This window comes from Caballeronia sp. LZ035, from assembly GCF_031451175.1.
Classification (GTDB): Bacteria; Pseudomonadota; Gammaproteobacteria; order Burkholderiales; family Burkholderiaceae; genus Caballeronia.
The window spans coordinates 1-20,584 of the sequence record NZ_JARUXS010000002.1 but is presented as its reverse complement, the minus strand read 5'-3'; the positions used below and the strand labels follow the sequence as shown (position 1 = coordinate 20,584).

Below are 20,584 nucleotides of genomic sequence, written 5' to 3'. Positions count from 1 at the left end.
CATGCAGAAAGCTCCGCCTCCCGTTCTTGCAACGCAGCATGGCGCACTGCGTGTCCTGACGCTCAATCGCCCCGACAAGCTCAATGCCTTCACGCCGGAGATGCTCGCCTCGCTCGACGCCGGTCTCGATGACGCCCTCGCCGACGACGCCACCCGCGTGATCGCCATCACCGGCAGCGGGGCGAAGGCCTTTGCGGCCGGCAACGACATCGAACGCCTTGTCTCGATGGACAGCCCCGCCGCGTATCGCGACATGCTGGCCGGTCAGCGCACCATGCTGCGCCTGCACGAGTGCGCCAAGCCGACCATCGCAATGGTCAACGGCTATGCACTCGGCGGCGGCTTTGAACTGGCGCTGGCGTGCGACTTCATCGTGGCATCGACGAGTGCGAGCTTCGCGTTCCCGGAGATCACGCTGAACACGATGCCCGGCTGGGGCGGCACGCAACTCGCCGTCGCCAAGATGGGGCTGGCGTGTGCCAAGCGTTTCGTCATGAGCGGCAAGCGCTTCTCGGCGCAAGAATGCGAGGCGTTCGGCTTCATTCATGCGCTCGCGGCACCCGAAGCGCTGTTCGACGAAGTGCAGCAACTCGCCAAGACGCTCGCGGCCTTCGATCCCTTCGCGGTCGAAATGGCCAAGCGTGCACTGAACCGCGCCGGCGAATTGCCGCTTGCGGCAGGACTCGATTTCGAAGCCGCGCACTATGCGGTCAACTTCGCAAGCGAAGGCGCGCGCGCCGGGCTGCGGCACTTCATGGCGCGCAGATCCGCCGCAACGGTGACGTCATGACGACGACGCTCAGGCAACCTCACTGGCTCGGCGAACAGCACGCGATGATTCGCGAAGCGGTACGACGCTTTGCAGAGAAGGAAGTCGCGCCGCAGTCGGAGACGCTCTGGGAACAAGAGGCTTTTCCCTACGCGCTCTGGCGTCAGGCAGGCGAACTCGGCTTCACCGGCCTGCCCTATCCCGAAGCATTCGGCGGTGGCGGCGGCGACTGGCTGTCGTTCGTGATCGTGCTGGAAGAACTCGCGCGCGTGGATTGCGCGGTCGCGAACGCACTCATGGCCAACTCGACGGTCGCCAGCCTGCTCAACAACTACGGCACGCCCGAACAGAAAGCCCGCTTCCTCCGGCCCATTCTCGAAGGTGCGCAGATCGGCTCCATCGGGCTCTCGGAGCCGGATGCCGGATCGGATGCGGCGAACATCAGCACGCGCGCGGTGTTCGATGGCGAGCACTGGATCATTGACGGCGCCAAGACCTTCATCAGCAATTCGGGCACGGAGATCGGCGGACCCACGGTGATTGCCGCCGTGACCGGCACGCGTCCCGACGGCCGCAAGGAGATCTCCAGCTTCATCGTGCCGCAGGAGACGCCGGGTTATCACCGTGGACGCAAGCTGCGCAAGATCGGCTGGCGCGCGTCGATCACGCACGAACTGTTCTTCGAGCGCTGCGCCATTCCCGCCGATCATCTGCTCGGTGAACGCGGTGCGGGCCTGCGCCAGACGCTCGCGCAGATCAGCACGGGGCGCATCCTGATTGGCGCGCTCGCGCTGGGCATCCTGCAAGGTTCGCTCGACCGCTCCATCGCCTATATGAAGGAGCGCCGCGCGTTCGGACGCGCGATCGCCGAATTCCAGGGTCTGCAATTCAAGATCGCCGACATGGCCACCGACGCGCATGCTGCCCGTCTCATGCTGTATGACGCCGCCGCGCTCAAGGATGCGGGCGCACCGTTCGACACGCAGGCATCGCAAGCCAAGCTCTTCGCCAGCGAACGCGCGATGCAGGCCGCGCACCAGGCGTTGCAGATTCACGGCGGCTACGGCGTGATGGCGGAGTTTCCCGTCGCCCGCGCGTTCGGCGATGCCAAGGTGCTCGAGATCGTGGAAGGCACATCGGAAATCCAACGCATGATCATCGCGCGCACCTTGCTTGCCTGAACGCGCGCGAAACCGAGGGGAGTGTTTATGCTGGAAGGCATCAAGGTATTGAGCTTCACGCACTTTCTGCAAGGCCCGGCCGCCGTGCAGATGCTCGCCGATGTCGGCGCGGATGTCATCAAGATCGAGCCGCCCGGCGGCGCGTTCGAACGGAGCTGGACCGGCGCAGATGCATTCGTTGAAGGCGTGAGCGTGTTCTTTCTGCTCGGCAACCGCAATCAGCGCAGCATCTCGCTCGATCTGCGCGAAGAAGCCGCGCGCGAGATTGTCTGGAAGCTGATTCGCGAAGCCGATGTGCTGATCGAGAACTATCGGCCCGGCGTGCTCGACAAGATGGGCTTCGGCTATGCGCAGGTTCATGAGGTGAATCCGCGTCTGGTCTACTGCTCCTGCACCGGCTATGGCTCGTCCGGCCCCTATCTGAAGCGGCCGGGTCAGGATCTGCTGTTGCAGGCGATGAGCGGCATGACCATGCTGTCGGGTGATGCTGAGTCGCCGCCGACGCCGGTCGGCTCCGCCATCGTCGATCAGCACGCGGCCGTGCTGGCTGCCTTCGGCGTCGTGGCCGCGTTGCAGGCGCGCGAACGCACGGGCCAGGGCACGCGCGTCGAGAGCAATCTGCTCAATGCCGCGCTCGATCTCCAGATCGAACCGTTCACGTATTACATGAACAAAGGGCCGCTCTGGGCGCGCACGCATCCGCCCACCGGCAGCCGCTTTCATCCCGCACCGTATGGGGTGTATCAGACGAGCGATGGCTATATCGCCATGTCGCTCACGCCAACGCAAAAGCTTGCGGGTGCGCTGTCGTGTCCCGCGCTCGCCGAATTCCAGCATCCGAAAGACAACGTGACGCGGCGCGAGGAAATCAATCGTCTCGTGTACGACACCTTGAAGACCCGCACCACCGCCGAGTGGATGCAGACCTTCGAAGAACACGACATCTGGTTCGCGCCGGTCAACGATTACGAGCAGGTCGAGCACGACGCCCAAGTCGCGCACAACCAGATGATCCTGTCGTTCGAGCATGAGGAAGCGGGACCCGTGCGCGTGCTGGCGCATCCGGTGCGCTACGACGGCGCGGCGCCGGCGCTGCGCCGTCATCCGCCGAAGCAGGGACAACACACCCGCGAGGTGCTCGCGGAACTGGGCTACACGCCGCAAGAGATCGACGCTTATGTCGAAGGCGGCATTGCATTGACATCGAGGAGAGAAGCATGAGCGCAGAACCGAACAATTGGCCGGCGCTGCTGCGCTTCGACGATGCCGAGATCGGCCGCACACAGGTCATCGAGCATACGGTCACCGAAGCCGAAGTGAACGCCTTCGGTCATCTCTCGGGCGACCTGAACCCGCTGCACATGAGCGATGCCTTCGCCGGCTGCTCGCCCTTCGGACGACGCGTGGTGCACGGGCTGCTGACGGCCGCGCTGGTCTCGGCGGCGCACACGCAACTGACGGGTCCGGGCTTCGCGTATGTCGGGCAGGAGCTGCGCTTCCTTGGGCCGGTGTATATCGGCGATACGGTGACGATCAACGTTTGCGTCGTCGAAAAGAAGCCCGCCAAGCGCATCCTGGTCATGGATACCACCGTGCGCAACCAGCAAGGGCGCGTGGTGCTGAGCGGGCTGTCCGCGCTGAAGGAACTGCGTTTCGACGAGGAGATGATGGCGCGCCATGTCGCAGCATGAGTCACCGCATCGCATGGTGTAAATGCCAGTAACGTGCGGGCTCCTGCGCGGCTAAACTCGCTCAGGGACCCGGACGTGCCGGGCTTGCTGGCAGGCGCGAAACACAAGCGCCGCCAACCGGAGGAGACAGTTGGATACCGCTTGTTGTTGTCATGTCCCGGTCATCCGCATCGAGGACTACGAATACGGCGCTCACGTCAAGACGCCCGACTTTCATCTCGCACCGATCGAAGCGCTGAAATCGACGCTGGTGTATCCGCATCGGCATGACTTCTATCATGTGATGTGGGTTCTTGCAGGCAGCGGCTCGCATGTGATCGACTCGGTTCGTTACGACGTCCGGCCGAACACGCTCTACTTCATGACGCCGGGACAGATCCACGATCTCGATCTGTCCGCCGACACGCTCGGATACAGCATCAGCTTCTCTTCCGAGTTTTTCGCGTTCCGGGTGCAGAACCGTCACACCGAAACCGAAGTGCCGGTCTATAACTTCGAACAGCTCGACGCGTGTCTTCATCTGACCGATGCCCAGGTGCGCGACCTGAGCCGCGTGATGGAAGGCATCCGCCAGGAGTATCAGGAAGAGCAGATCGGTTATACGGACGCGATCTGGGCCTGGCTGCATGTGTTTCTCATCAAGGTGGCGCGCATGTGCGACGCCGCCGCGATGCGCGACGCCGCCGCCTCGCGCAGCGTGTTGCTGTCACGCCGTTTCAAGAGCTTGCTGGAGAAGCACTTTCGCTCCGTCAACGAAGCGGCGGACTATGCGCGCCTGCTCAACGTGACGGAACGCGCGCTCAACGAGGCGACGCGCCAGGCACTCGGCAGCACGGCGCCCAAGCTGATACGCGAACGCGTGATGCTGGAGGCGAAGCGTCTGCTGCTGCACTCGGAGGTGAACATCGCCGAGATCGCAGCGATGTTGTCCTTCGACGATCCCGCCTATTTCAGCCGCTGCTTTCGCAAGCACACGGGCCGTTCGCCGATCGACTATCGCCGCAGTCTCGAGAAGCTGCACATCTGATGCGAAGAACCACGCGCCGGCGTGGGAATGTCCAACTGTTCACGCGTTTCATCCTAACGCCGCCATGCGGGCGCTTCTTAGAATCGTCCTGCGCATGACGAACTCAAGGAGACACCGTGTCGAACGCAAACAACCCGCTGGCGCTTTCCGACGAACAGATCAGGCTGTTCCGCGAAACGCTCGACAAGACCGCGCGAAAGGTCGCCGCTGACGAGCTGACCTTCGGCGTCGAATTTCCGCAAGTCACCGGCCCCGATGGTCAATGGGTGCGGCTGCCCGCCTCGCTGTCAGCCGGTTATGACGGCGACGCCTGGAGCCACGGCAACTGGTTCTGCGGCTTCTGGATCGGGCTGTTGCTGACCTCTTATCTGCATACCGGTGAGACGCGCTTCATGGAATGGGCGCGTGCCCGCATGCGTCTGGTCGAACAGCGCGCGGAGGATCCGAACACGCATGACATCGGCTTCATCTTCGACAGCAGCGCGGTGCCTGCGCATCACATCACCGGTGACGAGTGGTTCGCGAACATCGCACTGGAAGCGGCCGACAAGCTGCGCGCGCGGCTCGTCACGACGCGCGACGGCGCCTATCTCGCGTCATGGGGGCCGCTCTCCGATCCGCGCGGCCGCAGCGCATCCGCGATCGACACGATGGCCAATCTCTCGCTGCTCTATTGGGCCGCGAATCACGCCGACGACGGCAGCTACCGCCACGCCGCCGATGCCCACGCCGAAATGACCGCGCGCGCCTTCGTGCGCGATGACGACTCGACGTATCACGCGGTTGAATACGACGTGGCAAGCGGAGCGCGCGTGCGCGGCTATACCTTCCAGGGCGCATTCGATGAATCCGCATGGAGTCGTGGCCAGGCGTGGGCGATCTATGGTTACGTGAACTCGGCGCGCGAGACCGGCAAGCGCGGGTATCTCGATCTCGCGGAACGGCTCGCTGAATACTATCTGCGCCGTCTCGACGGACGTCAGGTGCCGCCCTGGGACTTCGACGCCACCGGCCGCGACGCCGAGATCAAGGACACGGCGGCAGCGGCGATCGTCGCGTCGGCGCTGCTGGAACTGGCGCGTCTGCATCCGGATGCACAGGCCGCCGCGAAGTGGCAGCGTCATGGCGTCGCGATGCTGGAAGCCTTGTGCCGCGAAGAGTTCACGAAGGAAGGCGAGCACGGCTTATTGCACAACTCGTGCTATTCGAAGCCGCATAACATTGGCGTCGACGGCGCGACCATGTTCGGTGATTTCTTCTTTGTGGAAGCGCTGTGCCGCGTCGTGCATCCGGGCAAGCTGCGGCCGCTGGATGAGGCGCGTATCGCGTTGGGGTGAATCATGTAAGGGCCGGTGTCGCGCGATACCGGCCTATCGCCGTTCACCCCGTCTTCAACACCCTCAGCGCCACCCCCGCCGCCTCGCTTTCCACGGGCTGCTTCGCCTCGCGCATCGACAGATAGCGCAGACAGCACACCCGCAGGAACGATGCGAAATTGGTCGGCACTTCGCCGCGCAGCGCGATCAGTTCATCGTAGAGCTTGACGGCAAACTGACTGGTCGTCAGGTTCTCGCGCCCGGCAATTTCCTGCAGCACGTCCCAGAAGAGGTTTTCGAGCCTCACCGTGGTAATCACGCCATGAATACGCAGCGAACGCGTGCGCGATTCATAGAGGATCGGATCGGCGTTGATATACACCCTGCACATGACGTCATCCTCCAATATGCGGCCGCCGCGCGCTCGCACGACGGCCATGGCTCAAGCTACCCCTCCACCCTCACGCCGGCAATGGCGTCAAACCCTGCGCTGCTTCATCTGGCCCGCAATGAAGTCGGCCTGACGGATCGCCAGCGTGACGATGGTGAGCGTCGGGTTTTCCGCCGCGCCCGTCGTGAACTGGCTGCCATCAGAGATGAACAGGTTCGACACCTCGTGCGCCTGGCCGTGCGCGTTGCAGACACCGTCATCGGCCTTCGCGCTCATGCGCGCCGTGCCCAGATTGTGCGTCGACGGATAGGGCGGCACGATATACGTCGCCTTCGCGCCCGCCGCCTCGTACACGGCGCTGCCCTGCTTGAACGCGTGTTCGCGCATGGCTTCGTCGTTCGGATGATCGTCGAAGTGGACGTTCGGCACCGGCATGCCGTACTGGTCCTTCACGTCGCTGTTGAGCGTGATGCGGTTCGACTCGCGCGGCATGTCCTCGCCGACGATCCACATGCCCGCCGTGTACTGATAGCGGTCCAGCGCCTCGGTGAAGTTCGGGCCCCATGCGCCCGGATCGAGAAACGCCGCATAGAACGGCAGGCCGAGCGAGATCGTCTCCATGTGATAGCCGCCCGCGAAGCCGCGCTTCGGGTCGAACTTCGCCTCGTCCTCGATGATGCCCGCCATCGTCGTGCCCTTGTACATCTCGACCTTGTCGTCGAACACGCCGTACACCGAGCCCGTGGTATGCCGCATGTAGTTGCGGCCCACCTGACCGGAGCCGTTCGCGAGGCCATCGGGGAACTTGCTCGACTGCGAGTTCAGCAACAGGCGCGGCGTTTCGATCGCATTGCCCGCCACGGCTACGGCACGCGCCTTCTGGCGCTGGATCTTGCCGTCCTTGTCGTAGTAGACGACGCCCGACACCTTGCCGCGTGAATCGTGCTCGATCTTCACCACATGCGCCTGCGGCCGCAATTCCATGTGACCGGTCAACTGCGCATGCGGAATCTCGGTGTACAGGGTCGACCACTTCGCGCCCATGCGGCAGCCCTGAAAGCAGAAGCCGCGCTGGAAGCAGTGCGTGCGGTCGTCGCGCACGGTACTGTTGATCGCCATGTGACCGGTGTTGCATTCCTTGTAGCCGACCTTCATGGCCCCGGCGGACATCACCTTGAAGTTGTTGTTGCCGGGCAGACCAGGCAAGCCATTGGTGCGCGTCACGCCCATCTTCTTCTCCGCGCGGCTGTAGTACGGATCGAGGTCCGCGCGCGTCACCGGCCAGTCGAGCAGGTTGGCATCCTTGATGTCGCCGTACGTGGTCCTCGCCTTGAACTCGTACGGCTGGATGCGCAGGCTCGCACCCGCCCAGTGAACCGTCGTGCCGCCGACTGTCTTGCAGATCCACGCGGGCAGGTTCGGAAAGTCCTTCGCGACGCGCCACGAACCGGACGTCGTGCGATTGTCGAGCCACGAGAGTTGCTTGAACGCGTTCCATTCTTCGGTGGAGAAATCGCCTTGCGTATGCAATGCGCCTGCCTCCAGCACCACCACGTCGATACCCTTCTGCGCGAGTTCGTTCGCCAGCGTGCCGCCGCCCGCACCCGAACCGATGACCACCACCACGTGGTCGTCGTTATGCTTGAACTGCACCTTGTTCTCTGTGTACATGTCTGTCTCCGTTATCCCTTCGACCGATTTCAAACCGACTGGATCAGCCGTCTTTCGGAATCGGGCCGCTGTCGGCCGCGGGCGGATCGGGCAGCCATGAAAGGTTGTTGAAGCCCTGATAGAGATAACCGCCGTCGCCCTGCCCCGCGCCATAGCCGAAATGCTCGTAGGCCATCGCGTTGCTGTACAGGGACACCACGGCCGTGCTGCGTACCGTGTTGAAGAACGGCGTGCCGGCCAGCGCGGCGATGTCGTGCGCCTTGTCGGCGGGGCCGCGCTTGGTCCAGTCGGAACCGGCCTGGGCGTCGAGTTGCGCGACGCCGTCGGCGAGTTGCTGGCGCACGGCGGGATCGGCCTTCGCCTTTGCGTCGAGATCTTTCACGACGAGCGCATACACGGCGTCATCGAGCGTCGCATGCGGATAGATTTGCCGGGTGACCTGCAGCAGCACTTCGCCCTGATGTGTACTGAGCCCTTGCATTTCGAGCGCCCAGACGCGGCTCGGCGCGAGGCTCGCAAAGATGGACGAGGCGGCGATCGTGCCCACCAATACGCCGGTGCCGCGCAGAAACTCGCGCCGCGTCAGCGCGATCCGGGGTGGAGCGGCGTCAGGCCCGGCGTGCTCGTGTGGATGTCCGTCGTCGTGCGCGCGCCGTGGCGCGACGATCGGGATGATCGTGTCTCGCATGTCTGTCTCCTTGTGGGGTGCTGCAACAGCTTATGGTCGTACTCAGGGATTGCCGGTGCGTCATCTGCGTGACGCTCGGGTGCTTCGGGACGCGCTAGCGATAATGTCCATGCTTCTCCAGCACTTCGATCTTGTACCCGTCCGGGTCTTCGATAAAGAAGAAGCGCGCAATCAGTTCGCCTTTGCCGTCCTTGAATTCCTTCACGTCCTTCGGCGTCAGGCCGAGGCCGACAAGCCGTTCACGCTCCGCATGAACGTCATCGACGACGACGGCGAAATGTCCATAGCCGTCTCCATGGGTATAGGGGATATCGCGTCCCTTGTTCCAGGTCAATTCGATCTCGGCTTCGGTTTCTTCGTTGCGCAGATAGACGAGCGAGAAGTCATCGAAATCGAGCCGGTGACTCGGCGTCAGGCCGAGCGCGGACGCGTAGAACCCGAGCGACCGGTCCAGGTCCTTCACGCGAATCATGGTATGAATCAGTTTGGCCATCGATCCTCCTGTGCTGAATATCGCTGCGAGCCGCCGCGCTCCAGCGTTCATCGTGAATTTAGCGACCGGTGCGCAGGCCGAGGTAATAGCTCGTTAAATCCGGGCGTTAACCCTGTCCGTGCACTGAAGGCCAATTGAAGGGCACGCACGCGCTTCAATCGCCATGGTTTTTTTGACACGCTAAGATCCGGGAAAACCCGTAGCTTCCATTCGCCGGCGATCCTGCGTGAATGGCAGTGCACGGCAACTTCCCTCGATGGACTCCGGCCACAAGCCGCGTCCGTCACCGCCTGAATGTCGCCCCGATGATTGCAATGCTCTTCACGCGAGCGGCCGATCGCCTGCTCGTCGCGGACCCCGGACTCGCGCGCTTCGTCACGGCCCTGCGCGCGACGCTCGCCACGTTGCTCACCGCGGCAATCTGCCTTCCGCTGGCCGCGCGGCTCGATGCGCCGCCGACCGTCGCCGGGCTCGGCATCCTGTTCGTGATGGTCGCGCCTTTGTTCCTGCGCGACGGCACGCTGCGAGGCTGGCTTGCATCCCTGCTATTGCTCTATGTCGTCGCGCTGGCTTCCTTCGCGCTGGCGAGCGCACTGTCCGCGTGGCCCGCGCTCGCCGATGCCGCGTTCATCGCGCTGCTGTGCGGCGGCATGCTGATCCAGGCGTGCGGTCCGCGTGCGCTCGGCAGCGCGCTGCTTGCGCTCGTGGCGTTCTATCTCGGCTCCTATCTTCATCCGACCATGCCGATGACGCAGCTCACGATGGCGATGTCCTTGATTGCGCCATGCGTGACCGTGTGCGTCGCGCGCTGGATCATTCCGCCGCGTCATGACGCGGCGCTGCGGCTTGCAGTGCGGACGGTGACCGTGCGCGCGCGAAGGCTGCTTGGTAATGCGCCCCGCGCGGCCTCCTTGCATACGGCGCTCACTGCGCTGAACGAAGCCGCGATCTCGTTGGAAGACCGCCTCGCGCTACTCGAATCCGGCGATACGGACGATGTTCGCGACGCGCTCATCGCGCTGGAAGTGGCGGCGAATCAATATGTGTTCGATGAAACCGCGCGTCCGGATCGCAAAGCGCGCTTACGCAGCGCCATTGCGACGCTGGAATGGATGGCGTCGAGGCAATGGGCAACGAAGCGTGTTCATGCTGCCCGCGCTTCGCAGCAAAGCGGACCTGCAAGCCTTTCATGGTGGCCCGCCGCGCGCATGGCGGCGGCAGCGTCGATGGCGCTGTTCGCCGGTCACTGGCTCTCCTCCGAACGATGGTTCTGGGCCGTCATCACCACCTTCGTCGTGTTGCTCGGAACACGTTCCCGTGGCGATACCGTGCATCGCGCGATGCAACGGATTGCTGGGACGCTGGCCGGTGCAATCGTGGGCGCGCTGCTCGTGACTTCGCTGCACAGCGAACCGGTCGCGATTGCCTGCGCCATGCTGCTGTGCGTCTTCGGCTGGGCGTATTTCATCCTGAGCGCCTATGGGCCGGGCGTGTTCTGCATCACCGTGCTGGTGAGCCTCGTGTACGGCATGCTCGGTCATGCGGTCCAACCGCTCGTCGAACTGCGTATCGGCGAAGTCGCGATCGGTTGTATCGCGTCGCTGGTGGCCGCGTTCACGATCAAGCCGCTCGAAACGAGCCGGCATATTGAGGCGCGCTTCGTGGAAGTCATCGACGCGATGATCGCGGGCGTGCGCAGCGCGGATAACGCACAAGCCGGCGCGGCGGTGCGCTCACTGGACAGTCATTGGCAAGCATTCCGGCTGGCATTGCGGCCGCGGCGCGTGTTTGTGTGGGCAACCCATGATGACCTCGTTGCCGGTGCGCTGTCGTGCTGCGTTCACAACGTACGCACCTTGCTGCGGCAGCCTCACGCCATGCAGGATCGAAGCGGTATCGAAAGCATTCTCGAACGTCTGGAAGCGATTCGCGCGGGCTGCACGCGTACAAACATGAGAGGCATGAAGGGCATGCCGGCGGCCACAGGCATGGCCGCCTCGCTCGACGGCGCCGTTGCGTTGCTCGCGCAGCGCATCGGCGGGTTCAGCGATGCACCTTCTCCGTTGCGCGAGCGTGCAGCTTGAACAGACCGGCTATTCGATCCGCCGCCGCGTCGAGATGGCCGACGCGGTGGAGATCACGAGATCGGCGAAGCGTTTTTCGTCGCGGTCCGCGTGCCAGCGCGAACGCGCCACCGCGATGTTCACCGCGCCGATGCCGCGTCCATGCGCATTCGTGATGGCCGCCGCCGTGGAGATATCGCTGACGAAGTACTCGTCTTCCGTATGCGCATAGCCTTGCTTGCGGATCTGCGCAATGCGCTCCTTGATCTTGCGCGGCTGATAGACGGTCGATCCCGTATAGGGAACAAGGTTCGTGCGCGCGAGGATATCGTCGAGTTCGCCGTCGGCCAGCGTGGCGAGAATCGCGAGTCCGGGCGCCGTGCAGTAGGCCGGCAGACGCGAGCCGACGATCACATGCGCATTGAACACGTTGCGGCTCACGATACGCAGGACGAAGACGATGTCGGTATCGTCGAGCACGGTGAGGTTGGTTGCCTCCTCGGTCTCCGAGCCGAGTTGCTGGAGATAAGGCGTGGCGCGGCTGACGAGGTCGTTCGACGTCAGATAGTGGTACGTGAAGTCCAGCAGCCGAGGCGACAGTTCGTACTTGCGGCTGTCGGGGTCCTTGAAGAGATAGCCGAGCGCCGCGAGCGTATAGGCGAAACGCTGCGTCGCGCTCATGTCGAAGCCGGTCAGCGCGGCGATTTCGGAGAGCGAGAGCTGGCGCTTGCTGCCGTCGAAGGCGGTGAGCACTTTCATCGCCTTCTCGACCGACTGCACATACAGCGAAGACGCGCTCGGGTCCGCCGCCTCGCCGCGCGCCTTCGCTGCGGGGCTCTTGCGCTTGCGCGGCACTTTGGGCTCTTCGATCATCACGTGGTTCATCGTTTTCGATTGTCGACGAATTATCGCATAGCCCTAACACGCTATCTTTAGGCGATATTCATGGTGTCATCACGCTTGCGCCTTCTCGAGCCGGTCCCATGCATCGCCGGTGCTGCGCGGCAGAAGATGCTTCTTGATCCGTTCGCTCGCCGTCAGCTCGAAGCCTTCCACCGCCCGGTAATAGCGCGGCAACTGGAAGCTCGCCAGACGCTCGCGCGCCCACGCGTGCATGCTTTCCCACTCCACCGGCGCATCCTTGAACTGCACGTTGAGCAGGATGTCCTGTTCGCCGATCGGCGATGCCACGCCAATCGCCGCACTCAGGCGCACGGCCGGATGCGCCGCGAAGATCCGTTCGATCTCCCATGCCGACACATTCTCGCCACGCACCCGCATGCTGTCCGTCTGGCGGCCGATGAAGTAGAGATCGCCATCGGCATCGCGGCGCGCGCGGTCGCCGGTATGCAGCTTGCCGTTGCGCAGCGCGGAAGCCGTCGCCTCGGGATTCTTGAGATAGGTCGGCAGGAACGCGCCCTCCACCTTGCTCGACAACACGATCTCGCCCGCTTCGCCCTCTTTCACCGGCTGCGCATGTTCATCCAGCAGTTCGATCTCGATCCACGGCAACGCGCGGCCAATCGAGCCCGGCTTGCCCGTGGCATTGGCGGTGGCGAAGCTCGAACACTCCGTCATGCCGTAGCACTCGCGCAGCCGCACCTTGAGGCGGTCCTGAATCGGCTCCCATGCGGCGGCGCTCACGCCCGCGCCCCAGGCGACGCGCAATGTGTGCGCGTTGGGCTGGGCATCGAGCGGCAGTTGCATCAGGATGTCGAGCACGCCGCCGAGATAATGCAGTTGCGTCGCGCCCGCGCGTTCCACCTGCGACCAGAACTGCGATGCCGAGAAACGCGGCACCGCGTGCAGCGTGATCGCTTCGAGGAACGGCAGCAGCAACATCTGCGCGCCGCCGATATGACACAGCGGCTCCCACAGGAACAGACGATCGCCCTCGCGCACGTCCGCGACGCGCAACGCCGCCTCGCTTGCAATGCGCATCATCCGCTGCGTGAAGACGACGCCCTTCGGCGCGCCCGTGGTGCCCGACGTGTAGATGACGCACAGCGGATCATGAATGCCGATGGCCGGCGTCGTGAAAGCGGTCGCGTCGTCGCGCGGATCGAAGGCGGGCAGACGCACGCGCTGCGACTCGCCGCAATCGATGTTCGCCGTCACTGCATCGAACTCGTCTTCGATGATGAAGCGCTTCGGTTCGGCGTGGCGCAGCAGGTATTCGAGGCCCGCCGCGCGCAGCTTCGTGTTCACGGGCACCCATACCAGGCCGCTCAGCACCAGCGCATAGATGAGGTGAACGTGTTCCGCGCTGTTGCCGAGCATGACGGCAACACGGTCGCCCGGCACGAGGCCTTCCTGTGCGAACCAGCGCTGCAATTGCACGACGCGCCGCGCGACGTCGCCGCAGGTGATGGCGTGACCGTCGAAGTCCGCAACAATGCGCGCGGGATCGCGGCGCAGTCCTGCCGCGAGCAGGGGAACGCAGTCGAGTTCATCTTCTGCGTGGCGATGGGCAAAGTATTCCGAGTAGCGATGCATGGTTCAACCGATTTGAGAGCCCGGGGTTCAGCGCGCACGGCGCTTGAGCCAGGAGGAAACCGCGACGACGAGCGCGATCAGGATGATGAGCGTGGTGGAAACGGCAGCAAGCGTCGGCGTGATCGCCAGCTGGATGTCGTCCCACATTTGTTTCGGCAAGGTCGAGTTGATGCCGCCGCTCACGAAGATGGCGATGGTCAGATCGTCGAAAGAGACGAGGAACGCGAACAGGAACGCTGCCGTCACGCTGGCCATCAGCAGGGGCAGGACAATCGACGTGATGCGCCGCAGCGGCGACGCGCCCATGACGCGCGCGGCATCGTCGAGACGCCAGTCGAAACGCTGGAAGCCCGCAGCAAGCGTGACGACCACATAGGGAATCGCCAGCACCGTATGACCGATGACGAGGCCCAGGTTCGTGCCCGTCAGGCCAAAGCGCCCGAACAGATACAGCAACCCGACCGCCACGACGATACGCGGCACGATCAGCGGCGCCACCAGCAGCGCGAACAAAGGCTTGCTTGCGCGGCGCGGCATGCGCGTCATCGCGAGCGTGGCGCCGAAGCCGAGCAGCAGCGAGAGCACCGCCGTGCCGAAACCCACTTCGAAAGACCGGATCACCGCGCTGTGCCACACCGGCGAATCCATGAAGGTGCCGAACCACTTCATGCTGAAAAGCTTCGGCGGAAAGCCGATGTAATCGCTCTTCGTGAACGCGTACGGAATCACCGAGAGCACCGGCAGGACCAGCAGCGCCATGATGATGCAGGTGTACAGCCCGAGCGGACTGGCCGCGCGCGCCACCGGCTCGGCATGCGTCCGGCGCCGCATCACGAACGGCGCGCACACGCGGCCCGCCGTCATCAGCAACGCCAGCCTGACGCCCGCCGCACGCGAACCGCGCGTCTTCTCGCTGGTCTCGCCGGTCAGCGAGGTCAGGCCCACCATGCGGTCATAGACGAAGAAGATGAAGATGGAGCAGATGAGCAGCACCGTGGACAGCGCGCCCGCGAAGCGCATGTCGAACAGTTCGAGCACCGACGAGATCACGAGTTGCGCGATCATCGTTTCCTTCGGCGAGCCGAGCAGCGCGGGCACGATGAAGAAGCCGAGACTGGAGATGAACACCAGCAGTCCCGCCGCCGCCACGCCCGGCGAAGACAGCGGCAGGAACACTGTGAAGAAACTGGTGCTGCGTTCCGCGCCGAGCGTTTCGGCCGCTTGCGCAAGACGGTCGTCGATGCCGCGCATCACGGGCAGCATGGTCATCACGGCGAGCGGGAGCATCGAATGCACCATGCCGATGAGCACGCCCGTCAGCGAGGGAATCGTGCCTGAAGTCTCACGCACTAGTCCGAGCGCAAGCGCGATGGTCGACAGCACGCCGGTCTTCGAAAGCAGCAGCATCCATGCATAGGTCTTGACGAGATAGCTCGTCCAGAACGGCAGCATGATCCACAGTAGCCAGCGTTCGCGCACGCGTTCGGACAGGCGGCTCAGCATGTACGCCACCGGATAGCCGAGCAGGATGGAAAGCGCAGCGGTCAGGAACGAGATGGCGAAGGTAATCCATAGCACCTTCGCGTACACCGGCGTGCGCGCGATGCGCTCGAACTGCGCGAAGCCGAACTGGCCGTCGGCGCTGACGAGACCGCCTTGCAGGATCTCGCCCACCGGCACGATGAAGAACACCAGCAGGAACAGCAGCGTGGGCACGACCGGCAGGAAGCGGGCGCAGCGCGCCAGCGCGACGGACCAGCCGCGGCGCGCGCCTTCATGCTCGCGCTGGGCGTGTAGTGCAAGAGTCATGACGATTCCTCAGGCGTGCAGCAAGGTCGTGCGATACGGGTCCCACGTCAGGCCCACCTTGTCGCCGATGCGCGGCGACAGGCTGCGCTCGCAACGCACGGTGAGTTCGCTGCCGTCGTTCATCGAGAGTTGTACGCGCGTGTCGCTGCCGAAGAACACGACATCCGAAATCGTGCCGTCGACATAGCCGCCCTGCGGTTCGACAAGACGCGGCGCCTCGGGCCGCACCAGCAACGTATGACGCGCGGCAGGCGCAATCGATGCGCCCACCGGCAACGGAATGCGCCCGCCCGCCGCCAGCAGGATGGGTTCACCGCTGGCGCCACGAGTGGCATCGAGTTCGCCTTCGAGCAGGTTCGAATGACCGATGAAGCCGGCCGCGAAGCGCGTGGCAGGCCGGTCGTAGAGATCGGCGGGCGTACCCACCTGTTCGATGCGCGCCTGGTTCATCAGGCAGATGCGGTCGGACAAGGTCAATGCTTCGTCCTGATCGTGCGTGACATACACGAAGGTCGCGCCGAGTTCCTTGTGCAGGCGACGAATCTCCGACTGCATGTGCTCGCGCAGTTTCTTGTCGAGCGCGCCGAGCGGTTCGTCGAGCAGAATCACCGAGGGCCGGTACGCGAAGCAGCGTGCCAGAGCGATGCGCTGCTGCTGCCCGCCCGAGAGTTCCTTCGGAAAGCGCTTCGCGTACTCGCCCATGCGCACCATCGCGAGGGCATCGTCCACCGCTGCACGCACTTCATCGCGGGACTTGCGGCGCATGCGCAGGCCATAGGCCACGTTGTCCCACACGCTCATGTGCGGAAACAGCGCATAGCTCTGGAACACCATGCCGATGCCGCGCTTGCCCGGCTCCACATGCGTGACGTCGCGGCCATCGATCTCGATGCGCCCCGCGCTCGGCGCAACCAGCCCGGAGATCATCTGCAACAACGTGGTCTTGCCCGAACCCGAGGGACCGAGCAACGTCAGGAATTCGCCCGCCTGCACGGCGAGATCCGTCGGTTCCAGCGCAACCGCATCGCCATAGCGCTTGGCGATGCCGATCGCCTCGAGTTTCGAGCTCATGATGTCGTCCTCAGGAGATGATCCACGAATTGAAGCGCTCGGTGACCTTCTGGCGATTCTCTTCCCACCATTGCGGGCTCGGCAGCTTCATGTCCTTGATGTTGTCCGGGGCCGTCGGCAGCAGCGTCGCGCGCTCCTTCGTGATGCTCTCGAACGACTTCTTGTTGGTCGGACCGTAGGCCAGCGTGCGCGTGAGCAGCGCCTGCCGTTTCGCGTCGGCGCAGAACTTGACGAACTGCTTCGCGGCATCCGCACGCGGCGTGCCCTTCGGAATGCCCCAGCCTTCGATCGAATACAAGCCCTGGTTCCACACGATCTGCACCGGCGCGCCACCGTCCTTCGCTGCTTGCGCACGCCCGTTCCAGGCCGAGATCATGTCGACATCGCCGCTCTGGATCGCCTGCATCGCCTGTGCGCCTGAGGTCCACCAGATGTTGATGTGCGGCTTGATCTTGTCGAGGCTCTTGAATGCGCGGTCCACGTCGAGCGGATAGAGCTTGTCGAGCGGCACGCCATCGGCGAGCAGGGCCTGTTCGAGCGTGTCGAGCGGACTGCGGCGCAGACAGCGACGGCCCGGATACTTCTTTACGTCCCAGAAGTCGGCCCACGACTTCGGCCCGTTGTCCTTGAACTTGTCCGTGCGATAGGCGAGCACCGTCGAATATACGTCCACGCCCAGCCAGTTCGGCGTGATCGCTTCCGGCATGATGTCGGGATAGTCGCTCGCCTTCAGGCCGATGGGTTCGAGCAAGCCTTTCGATTCGAGGTAGGGAATGTCGGCGGACAGCGTCAGCGTGGTCACGTCCCACACGTAGTTCTTGGTCTGCACCATCGCCGCGAACTGCGCGACCGGTTGCGATTCGCGCGCGACGCTTACCACCTTGATGCCCGTCGCTTTCTCGAAGGGATCGTAGAAGGCCTCGCGATACGCCGTCGTGTAAGGACCGCCCGGGTCCGAGACGACGATTTGCTTGCTCTGCGCACGCGCCACCAATGGCATGGCGCCAGCGACGGCCAGCGCACCCGCGCCGTGAAGAATCCGGCGTCGCGCCGGGTTGAATTCTTGGGTCATGATTCAGGTCTCCCGCACTGGGTAGGTGGATGAAGAGTGCTTACTTCGCGCGCTTTTTGAAAAACTCTTCCATCATGCGTGCGGGTTCACCGGAGTCGTACGCCTCGCGCTGAATGCGCATGCCCGCCTCGATGCAATCCACGAAGCCCGGCTCGGTCATCTCACGGAAGCGCTGCTTGTCCAGGCGCATGGCGACGGACGGCTTCGCGGCGAGTTCGGTCGCGATCTCCAGCGCCTTTTCGAAGACTCGGCTTTCATCGACGAGGTGATGAATCAGCCCGATGCGATGGCATTCGTCCGCGTCCATCAGACGGCCCGTCAGCGTCAGTTCGATGGTGCGCGACATGCCGAGCATCGAATTCATGATCCACGGGCCGGTCGTGCTGGCGATGCCCGCATTGATTTCCGGCTGACCCATGCGCACGCCCGGATGTCCCACGCGGATGTCGCCCAGCAGCGCGACCTGGAACGCGGAGCCTGCCGCCGTGCCGTTGAGCGCCATCACGAGCGGCTTGGAGAGGTTGCGCAGCGCCGCGTAATAGATCTGCCATTCCTTGACCCATGCGACCGCGCGTTCGCCGTCGAAGTCATGTGCTTCCGACAGATCCTGTCCCGCCGAGAACGCGCGATTGCCCGCCCCCGTCATGATGATCGCCGCGACTCCGTCGTCGGCGTTGTAGCGGTCCAGCGCCTCGATGATCTTGTTGCGCATCGGCGTGGTCCACGCATTCAGGCGTTCAGGACGATTCAGCGTAATGACCGCCACGCGGCCGTGGTTCGAGAACAGGACGTCTTCGCTCATGTTTTATCGCATAGAGATAGTTAATGGTGAAATTTAATATAAGACTGTCAAAAATGTGTTGCAAGCGGGTTTACGCGAAGTCGCTGCGATTCGGCAGGAAAAGCTGCGGCGAAAAGAAAAAAGACCTCGTGCCGGAAGAGGCAACGAGGTCTTGAGAATGCGGGTTTTAATCGATTCGACGCGTTCGCTTCAGTCGAACATCGAGTTCAGCGAAGACGCCGCTTCAGGGCGCCCTGCTGTTCAACGCGTTCTTTCGCGCGCCGGATGGCTTCGTCGAAGGACGGTTCGGTCGCCACGTGGCGGTTGTCGACGCTGACGAACCATCGTTCATCCGCCTGGCACCAGCGCACGCGCCGGTCCTGCATGAGCAGCGAGAACCAGCGCCAGACTTCCGCGTCCTCGGCGTTCGCGCCGGCGGCAGCCACGGCGCGGTCCCTTACGTTCAGATGCATGGCCGTGGGTCTAGGCAAGGCTCCTGCGCCGCAGACGGTCCGCCAGCGAGATCAGAATCGAGATGAACACGAACAGCAGCGTCGAGACAGCTGCAATGACCGGTGAGATCTGCATCGTGGTTTCGTCCCAGAACTGCTTGGGTAAGGTCGTGCTCAGTCCGCCTGAGGAGAACAGCGCGATGGTCAATTCATCGAACGAAGTCGCGAACGCGAACAGGAACGACGAAAGCATGCCTGCGCTCAGGATCGGGAACGTTACGCGTCTGAGGGTCGTGAAGGTGCGTGCGCCCATGCTCTGCGCGGCGAGGTCCAGACGCGTGTCGTAGTTGCGCAGCACCGCCATCATGGTGATCACCACGTACGGCACTGCGACCACCGTGTGTGCCAGCACCAGTCCCAGCGACGAACCCACCAAGCCAATCTTCGCGAAGAAATAGAACACGCCCACCGCCAGGATCATGCGCGGCACCACGATCGGCGCCAGCACGAACGCCAGCATCGTTGCATTCCAGCGCAAGCCGCCCCGCACCAGCAGGAAGGCCGCGGGCGTGCCGATCGCCATCGACAGCACACCCGTGCCCACGCCTACTACCAGCGAACGGGTCGCGGCCTGGATCCACAGGGGCGAGTCCATCACCTGCTGGTACCACTGGAGCGACACGCCGTGCGGCGGCCAGGCGAGGCCCGAAGCTGAATCGAACGACAGCGGGATCATCAGGAACGCAGGCGCGCTCAGGAACACCAGGATCAGCGTGACGACGGTGCGCAGCGTCATGCCGTTGCCGTCGCCTGCGCGTTTCTTGCGCTTCGGAAGCAAGGCAAGCAAAGCGTCCGTTGCGTTGGCCAGCAGCGTGAGAAGCGCGTCGCCGAACTTGCGGCCCAAGCCATCGCTCTTCTGCGGGCCACGAGCCGCACTGCTTCCACCGGTCATCGTCGAGAGACCCACCATCCGGTCATACACCACGAACACCACCAGCACCACCGCCAGCAGCAGCACCGAGATCGCACCCGCAAAGCCCCAGTTCAGCGCCTGCAACACCTGATCGATGATCAGCTGCGTAATCATCGTCTCGTGACGTCCGCCCAGGAGCGTCGGCGTGATGAAGAAGCCGATTGCCGTCACGAACACCATCAACGCAGAGGCAAACACGCCCGGCAACGACAGCGGGAAATACACCTTCCAGAACGCCATGCCCGGACGCGCACCCAGTGTCGATGCTGCACTCGGCAGACGCCGGTCGATGTTCTCCATCACCGAGAGCATCGTCATGATGGCAATCGGCATCAGCGCGTGCGTCATGCCCACGATCACGGCCGGCAGGTTGTACAGCAGCCCGAGCGGCGAATCGACCAGACCGAGGTGCTTCAGCACCCAGTTGAGCACGCCGTTGCGACCGAGCAGCACGACCCAGGCAAACGTACGCACCAGAAAGCTCGTCCAGAACGACAGCAGCACCCAGTACAGCAACCGGTTCTTGCGCTCGCGTGTAGCCGCCGAGATCAGGTACGCGACCGGATAGCCCACCAGCACCGAGAAGAAGGTCGTGAGCAGCGATATCTTCATCGTTACCCACAGCACTTCCACATACACC

General features: G+C 63.7%; 19 protein-coding genes. 7 read left to right on the top strand and 12 right to left on the bottom strand.

The features are described from left to right. Position 1: 1 nt before the first annotated feature. The 6 genes from QCE88_RS15670 to QCE88_RS15645 all read left to right on the top strand — a co-directional run bounded on the left by QCE88_RS15670 (position 2) and on the right by QCE88_RS15645 (position 6,005). Positions 2–790, top strand: a complete 789-nt coding sequence (locus tag QCE88_RS15670; protein WP_309903700.1) for an enoyl-CoA hydratase/isomerase family protein — start codon at positions 2–4, stop codon at positions 788–790. Continuing rightward, entirely contained in the window at positions 787–1,950 is a 1,164-nt protein-coding gene (locus QCE88_RS15665) for an acyl-CoA dehydrogenase family protein (protein ID WP_309903698.1), read from the top strand. Before QCE88_RS15670 ends, QCE88_RS15665 begins: the two co-directional genes overlap by 4 nt. Before the next feature lie 27 nt (positions 1,951–1,977). Continuing rightward, positions 1,978–3,171: a CoA transferase gene (locus QCE88_RS15660; protein ID WP_309903696.1), complete on the top strand. Its 1,194-nt coding sequence runs from the start codon at positions 1,978–1,980 to the stop codon at positions 3,169–3,171. Next, a complete protein-coding gene (locus QCE88_RS15655) occupies positions 3,168–3,641 on the top strand; it encodes a MaoC family dehydratase (RefSeq protein ID WP_309903694.1) in 474 nt (157 codons plus the stop codon). Before QCE88_RS15660 ends, QCE88_RS15655 begins: the two co-directional genes overlap by 4 nt. 130 nt (positions 3,642–3,771) lie before the next feature. Continuing rightward, the gene (locus QCE88_RS15650; RefSeq protein WP_309903692.1) at positions 3,772–4,668 is read left to right on the top strand and encodes a helix-turn-helix domain-containing protein; all 897 of its coding nucleotides are present in this window, start codon (positions 3,772–3,774) and stop codon (positions 4,666–4,668) included. 116 nt (positions 4,669–4,784) lie between these two features. Then, positions 4,785–6,005: a glycosyl hydrolase gene (locus QCE88_RS15645; protein WP_309903690.1), complete on the top strand. Its 1,221-nt coding sequence runs from the start codon at positions 4,785–4,787 to the stop codon at positions 6,003–6,005. Positions 6,006–6,048: 43 nt separating this feature from the next. Here QCE88_RS15645 and QCE88_RS15640 read toward each other — a convergent pair whose 3' ends face one another. The 4 genes from QCE88_RS15640 to QCE88_RS15625 form a co-directional block, all read right to left on the bottom strand. Then, positions 6,049–6,375 carry a ribbon-helix-helix domain-containing protein gene (locus QCE88_RS15640; RefSeq protein WP_309903688.1) on the bottom strand — a complete coding sequence of 109 codons (327 nt, stop codon included), beginning with the start codon at positions 6,373–6,375 and terminating at the stop codon, positions 6,049–6,051. Between the two features lie 87 nt (positions 6,376–6,462). Beyond that, a complete protein-coding gene (locus tag QCE88_RS15635; RefSeq protein WP_309903686.1) occupies positions 6,463–8,046 on the bottom strand; it encodes a GMC family oxidoreductase in 1,584 nt (527 codons plus the stop codon). Positions 8,047–8,089: 43 nt separating this feature from the next. Beyond that, entirely contained in the window at positions 8,090–8,734 is a 645-nt protein-coding gene (locus QCE88_RS15630) for a twin-arginine translocation signal domain-containing protein (RefSeq protein WP_309903684.1), read from the bottom strand. Positions 8,735–8,828: 94 nt separating this feature from the next. After that, positions 8,829–9,227 (bottom strand): VOC family protein, encoded by a 399-nt coding sequence (locus QCE88_RS15625; RefSeq protein WP_309903683.1) that lies wholly within the window; start codon positions 9,225–9,227, stop codon positions 8,829–8,831. A 314-nt stretch (positions 9,228–9,541) separates the two neighbouring features. Between QCE88_RS15625 and QCE88_RS15620 the strand changes: the two genes are divergently transcribed. Further along, complete coding sequence (locus QCE88_RS15620) at positions 9,542–11,311, top strand: FUSC family protein (protein WP_309903680.1); 1,770 nt, start codon at positions 9,542–9,544, stop codon at positions 11,309–11,311. Between the two features lie 9 nt (positions 11,312–11,320). On the opposite strand, the gene QCE88_RS15615 is transcribed toward QCE88_RS15620, so the two are convergent. The 8 genes from QCE88_RS15615 to QCE88_RS15580 all read right to left on the bottom strand — a co-directional run. Next, positions 11,321–12,163, bottom strand: coding sequence for an IclR family transcriptional regulator (locus QCE88_RS15615; protein ID WP_309906459.1), 843 nt, complete (start codon positions 12,161–12,163; stop codon positions 11,321–11,323). Between the two features lie 81 nt (positions 12,164–12,244). Continuing rightward, positions 12,245–13,786 (bottom strand): AMP-binding protein, encoded by a 1,542-nt coding sequence (locus QCE88_RS15610; protein ID WP_309903678.1) that lies wholly within the window; start codon positions 13,784–13,786, stop codon positions 12,245–12,247. A gap of 27 nt (positions 13,787–13,813) precedes the next feature. After that, complete coding sequence (locus QCE88_RS15605) at positions 13,814–15,595, bottom strand: ABC transporter permease subunit (protein WP_309903677.1); 1,782 nt, start codon at positions 15,593–15,595, stop codon at positions 13,814–13,816. Positions 15,596–15,604: 9 nt separating this feature from the next. After that, positions 15,605–16,666 carry an ABC transporter ATP-binding protein gene (locus QCE88_RS15600; RefSeq protein WP_309903674.1) on the bottom strand — a complete coding sequence of 354 codons (1,062 nt, stop codon included), beginning with the start codon at positions 16,664–16,666 and terminating at the stop codon, positions 15,605–15,607. Between the two features lie 10 nt (positions 16,667–16,676). Continuing rightward, on the bottom strand, positions 16,677–17,738 hold the full coding sequence (locus QCE88_RS15595; RefSeq protein ID WP_309903671.1) for an ABC transporter substrate-binding protein: 1,062 nt from the start codon (positions 17,736–17,738) through the stop codon (positions 16,677–16,679). A 40-nt stretch (positions 17,739–17,778) separates the two neighbouring features. Next, positions 17,779–18,540, bottom strand: a complete 762-nt coding sequence (locus tag QCE88_RS15590) for an enoyl-CoA hydratase/isomerase family protein (protein ID WP_309903669.1) — start codon at positions 18,538–18,540, stop codon at positions 17,779–17,781. 206 nt (positions 18,541–18,746) lie between these two features. Then, entirely contained in the window at positions 18,747–19,010 is a 264-nt protein-coding gene (locus tag QCE88_RS15585; RefSeq protein WP_309903667.1) for a hypothetical protein, read from the bottom strand. Next, on the bottom strand, positions 19,003–20,584 hold a 1,582-nt coding region (locus QCE88_RS15580), incomplete at its 5' end, for an ABC transporter permease subunit (RefSeq protein ID WP_309903665.1). The genes QCE88_RS15585 and QCE88_RS15580, both read right to left, overlap by 8 nt.

Excerpts from the sequence above, each read along its gene's own strand:
- QCE88_RS15670 (WP_309903700.1), top strand. The coding sequence starts at position 2 with ATGCAGAAAGCTCCGCCTCCCGTTCTTGCAACGCAGCATGGCGCACTG.
- QCE88_RS15665 (WP_309903698.1), top strand. The coding sequence starts at position 787 with ATGACGACGACGCTCAGGCAACCTCACTGGCTCGGCGAACAGCACGCG.
- QCE88_RS15660 (WP_309903696.1), top strand. The coding sequence starts at position 1,978 with ATGCTGGAAGGCATCAAGGTATTGAGCTTCACGCACTTTCTGCAAGGC.
- QCE88_RS15655 (WP_309903694.1), top strand. The coding sequence starts at position 3,168 with ATGAGCGCAGAACCGAACAATTGGCCGGCGCTGCTGCGCTTCGACGAT.
- QCE88_RS15640 (WP_309903688.1), bottom strand. The coding sequence starts at position 6,375 with ATGTGCAGGGTGTATATCAACGCCGATCCGATCCTCTATGAATCGCGC.
- QCE88_RS15635 (WP_309903686.1), bottom strand. The coding sequence starts at position 8,046 with ATGTACACAGAGAACAAGGTGCAGTTCAAGCATAACGACGACCACGTG.
- QCE88_RS15630 (WP_309903684.1), bottom strand. The coding sequence starts at position 8,734 with ATGCGAGACACGATCATCCCGATCGTCGCGCCACGGCGCGCGCACGAC.
- QCE88_RS15625 (WP_309903683.1), bottom strand. The coding sequence starts at position 9,227 with ATGGCCAAACTGATTCATACCATGATTCGCGTGAAGGACCTGGACCGG.
- QCE88_RS15620 (WP_309903680.1), top strand. The coding sequence starts at position 9,542 with ATGCTCTTCACGCGAGCGGCCGATCGCCTGCTCGTCGCGGACCCCGGA.
- QCE88_RS15615 (WP_309906459.1), bottom strand. The coding sequence starts at position 12,163 with ATGATCGAAGAGCCCAAAGTGCCGCGCAAGCGCAAGAGCCCCGCAGCG.
- QCE88_RS15610 (WP_309903678.1), bottom strand. The coding sequence starts at position 13,786 with ATGCATCGCTACTCGGAATACTTTGCCCATCGCCACGCAGAAGATGAA.
- QCE88_RS15605 (WP_309903677.1), bottom strand. The coding sequence starts at position 15,595 with ATGACTCTTGCACTACACGCCCAGCGCGAGCATGAAGGCGCGCGCCGC.
- QCE88_RS15600 (WP_309903674.1), bottom strand. The coding sequence starts at position 16,666 with ATGAGCTCGAAACTCGAGGCGATCGGCATCGCCAAGCGCTATGGCGAT.
- QCE88_RS15595 (WP_309903671.1), bottom strand. The coding sequence starts at position 17,738 with ATGACCCAAGAATTCAACCCGGCGCGACGCCGGATTCTTCACGGCGCG.
- QCE88_RS15590 (WP_309903669.1), bottom strand. The coding sequence starts at position 18,540 with ATGAGCGAAGACGTCCTGTTCTCGAACCACGGCCGCGTGGCGGTCATT.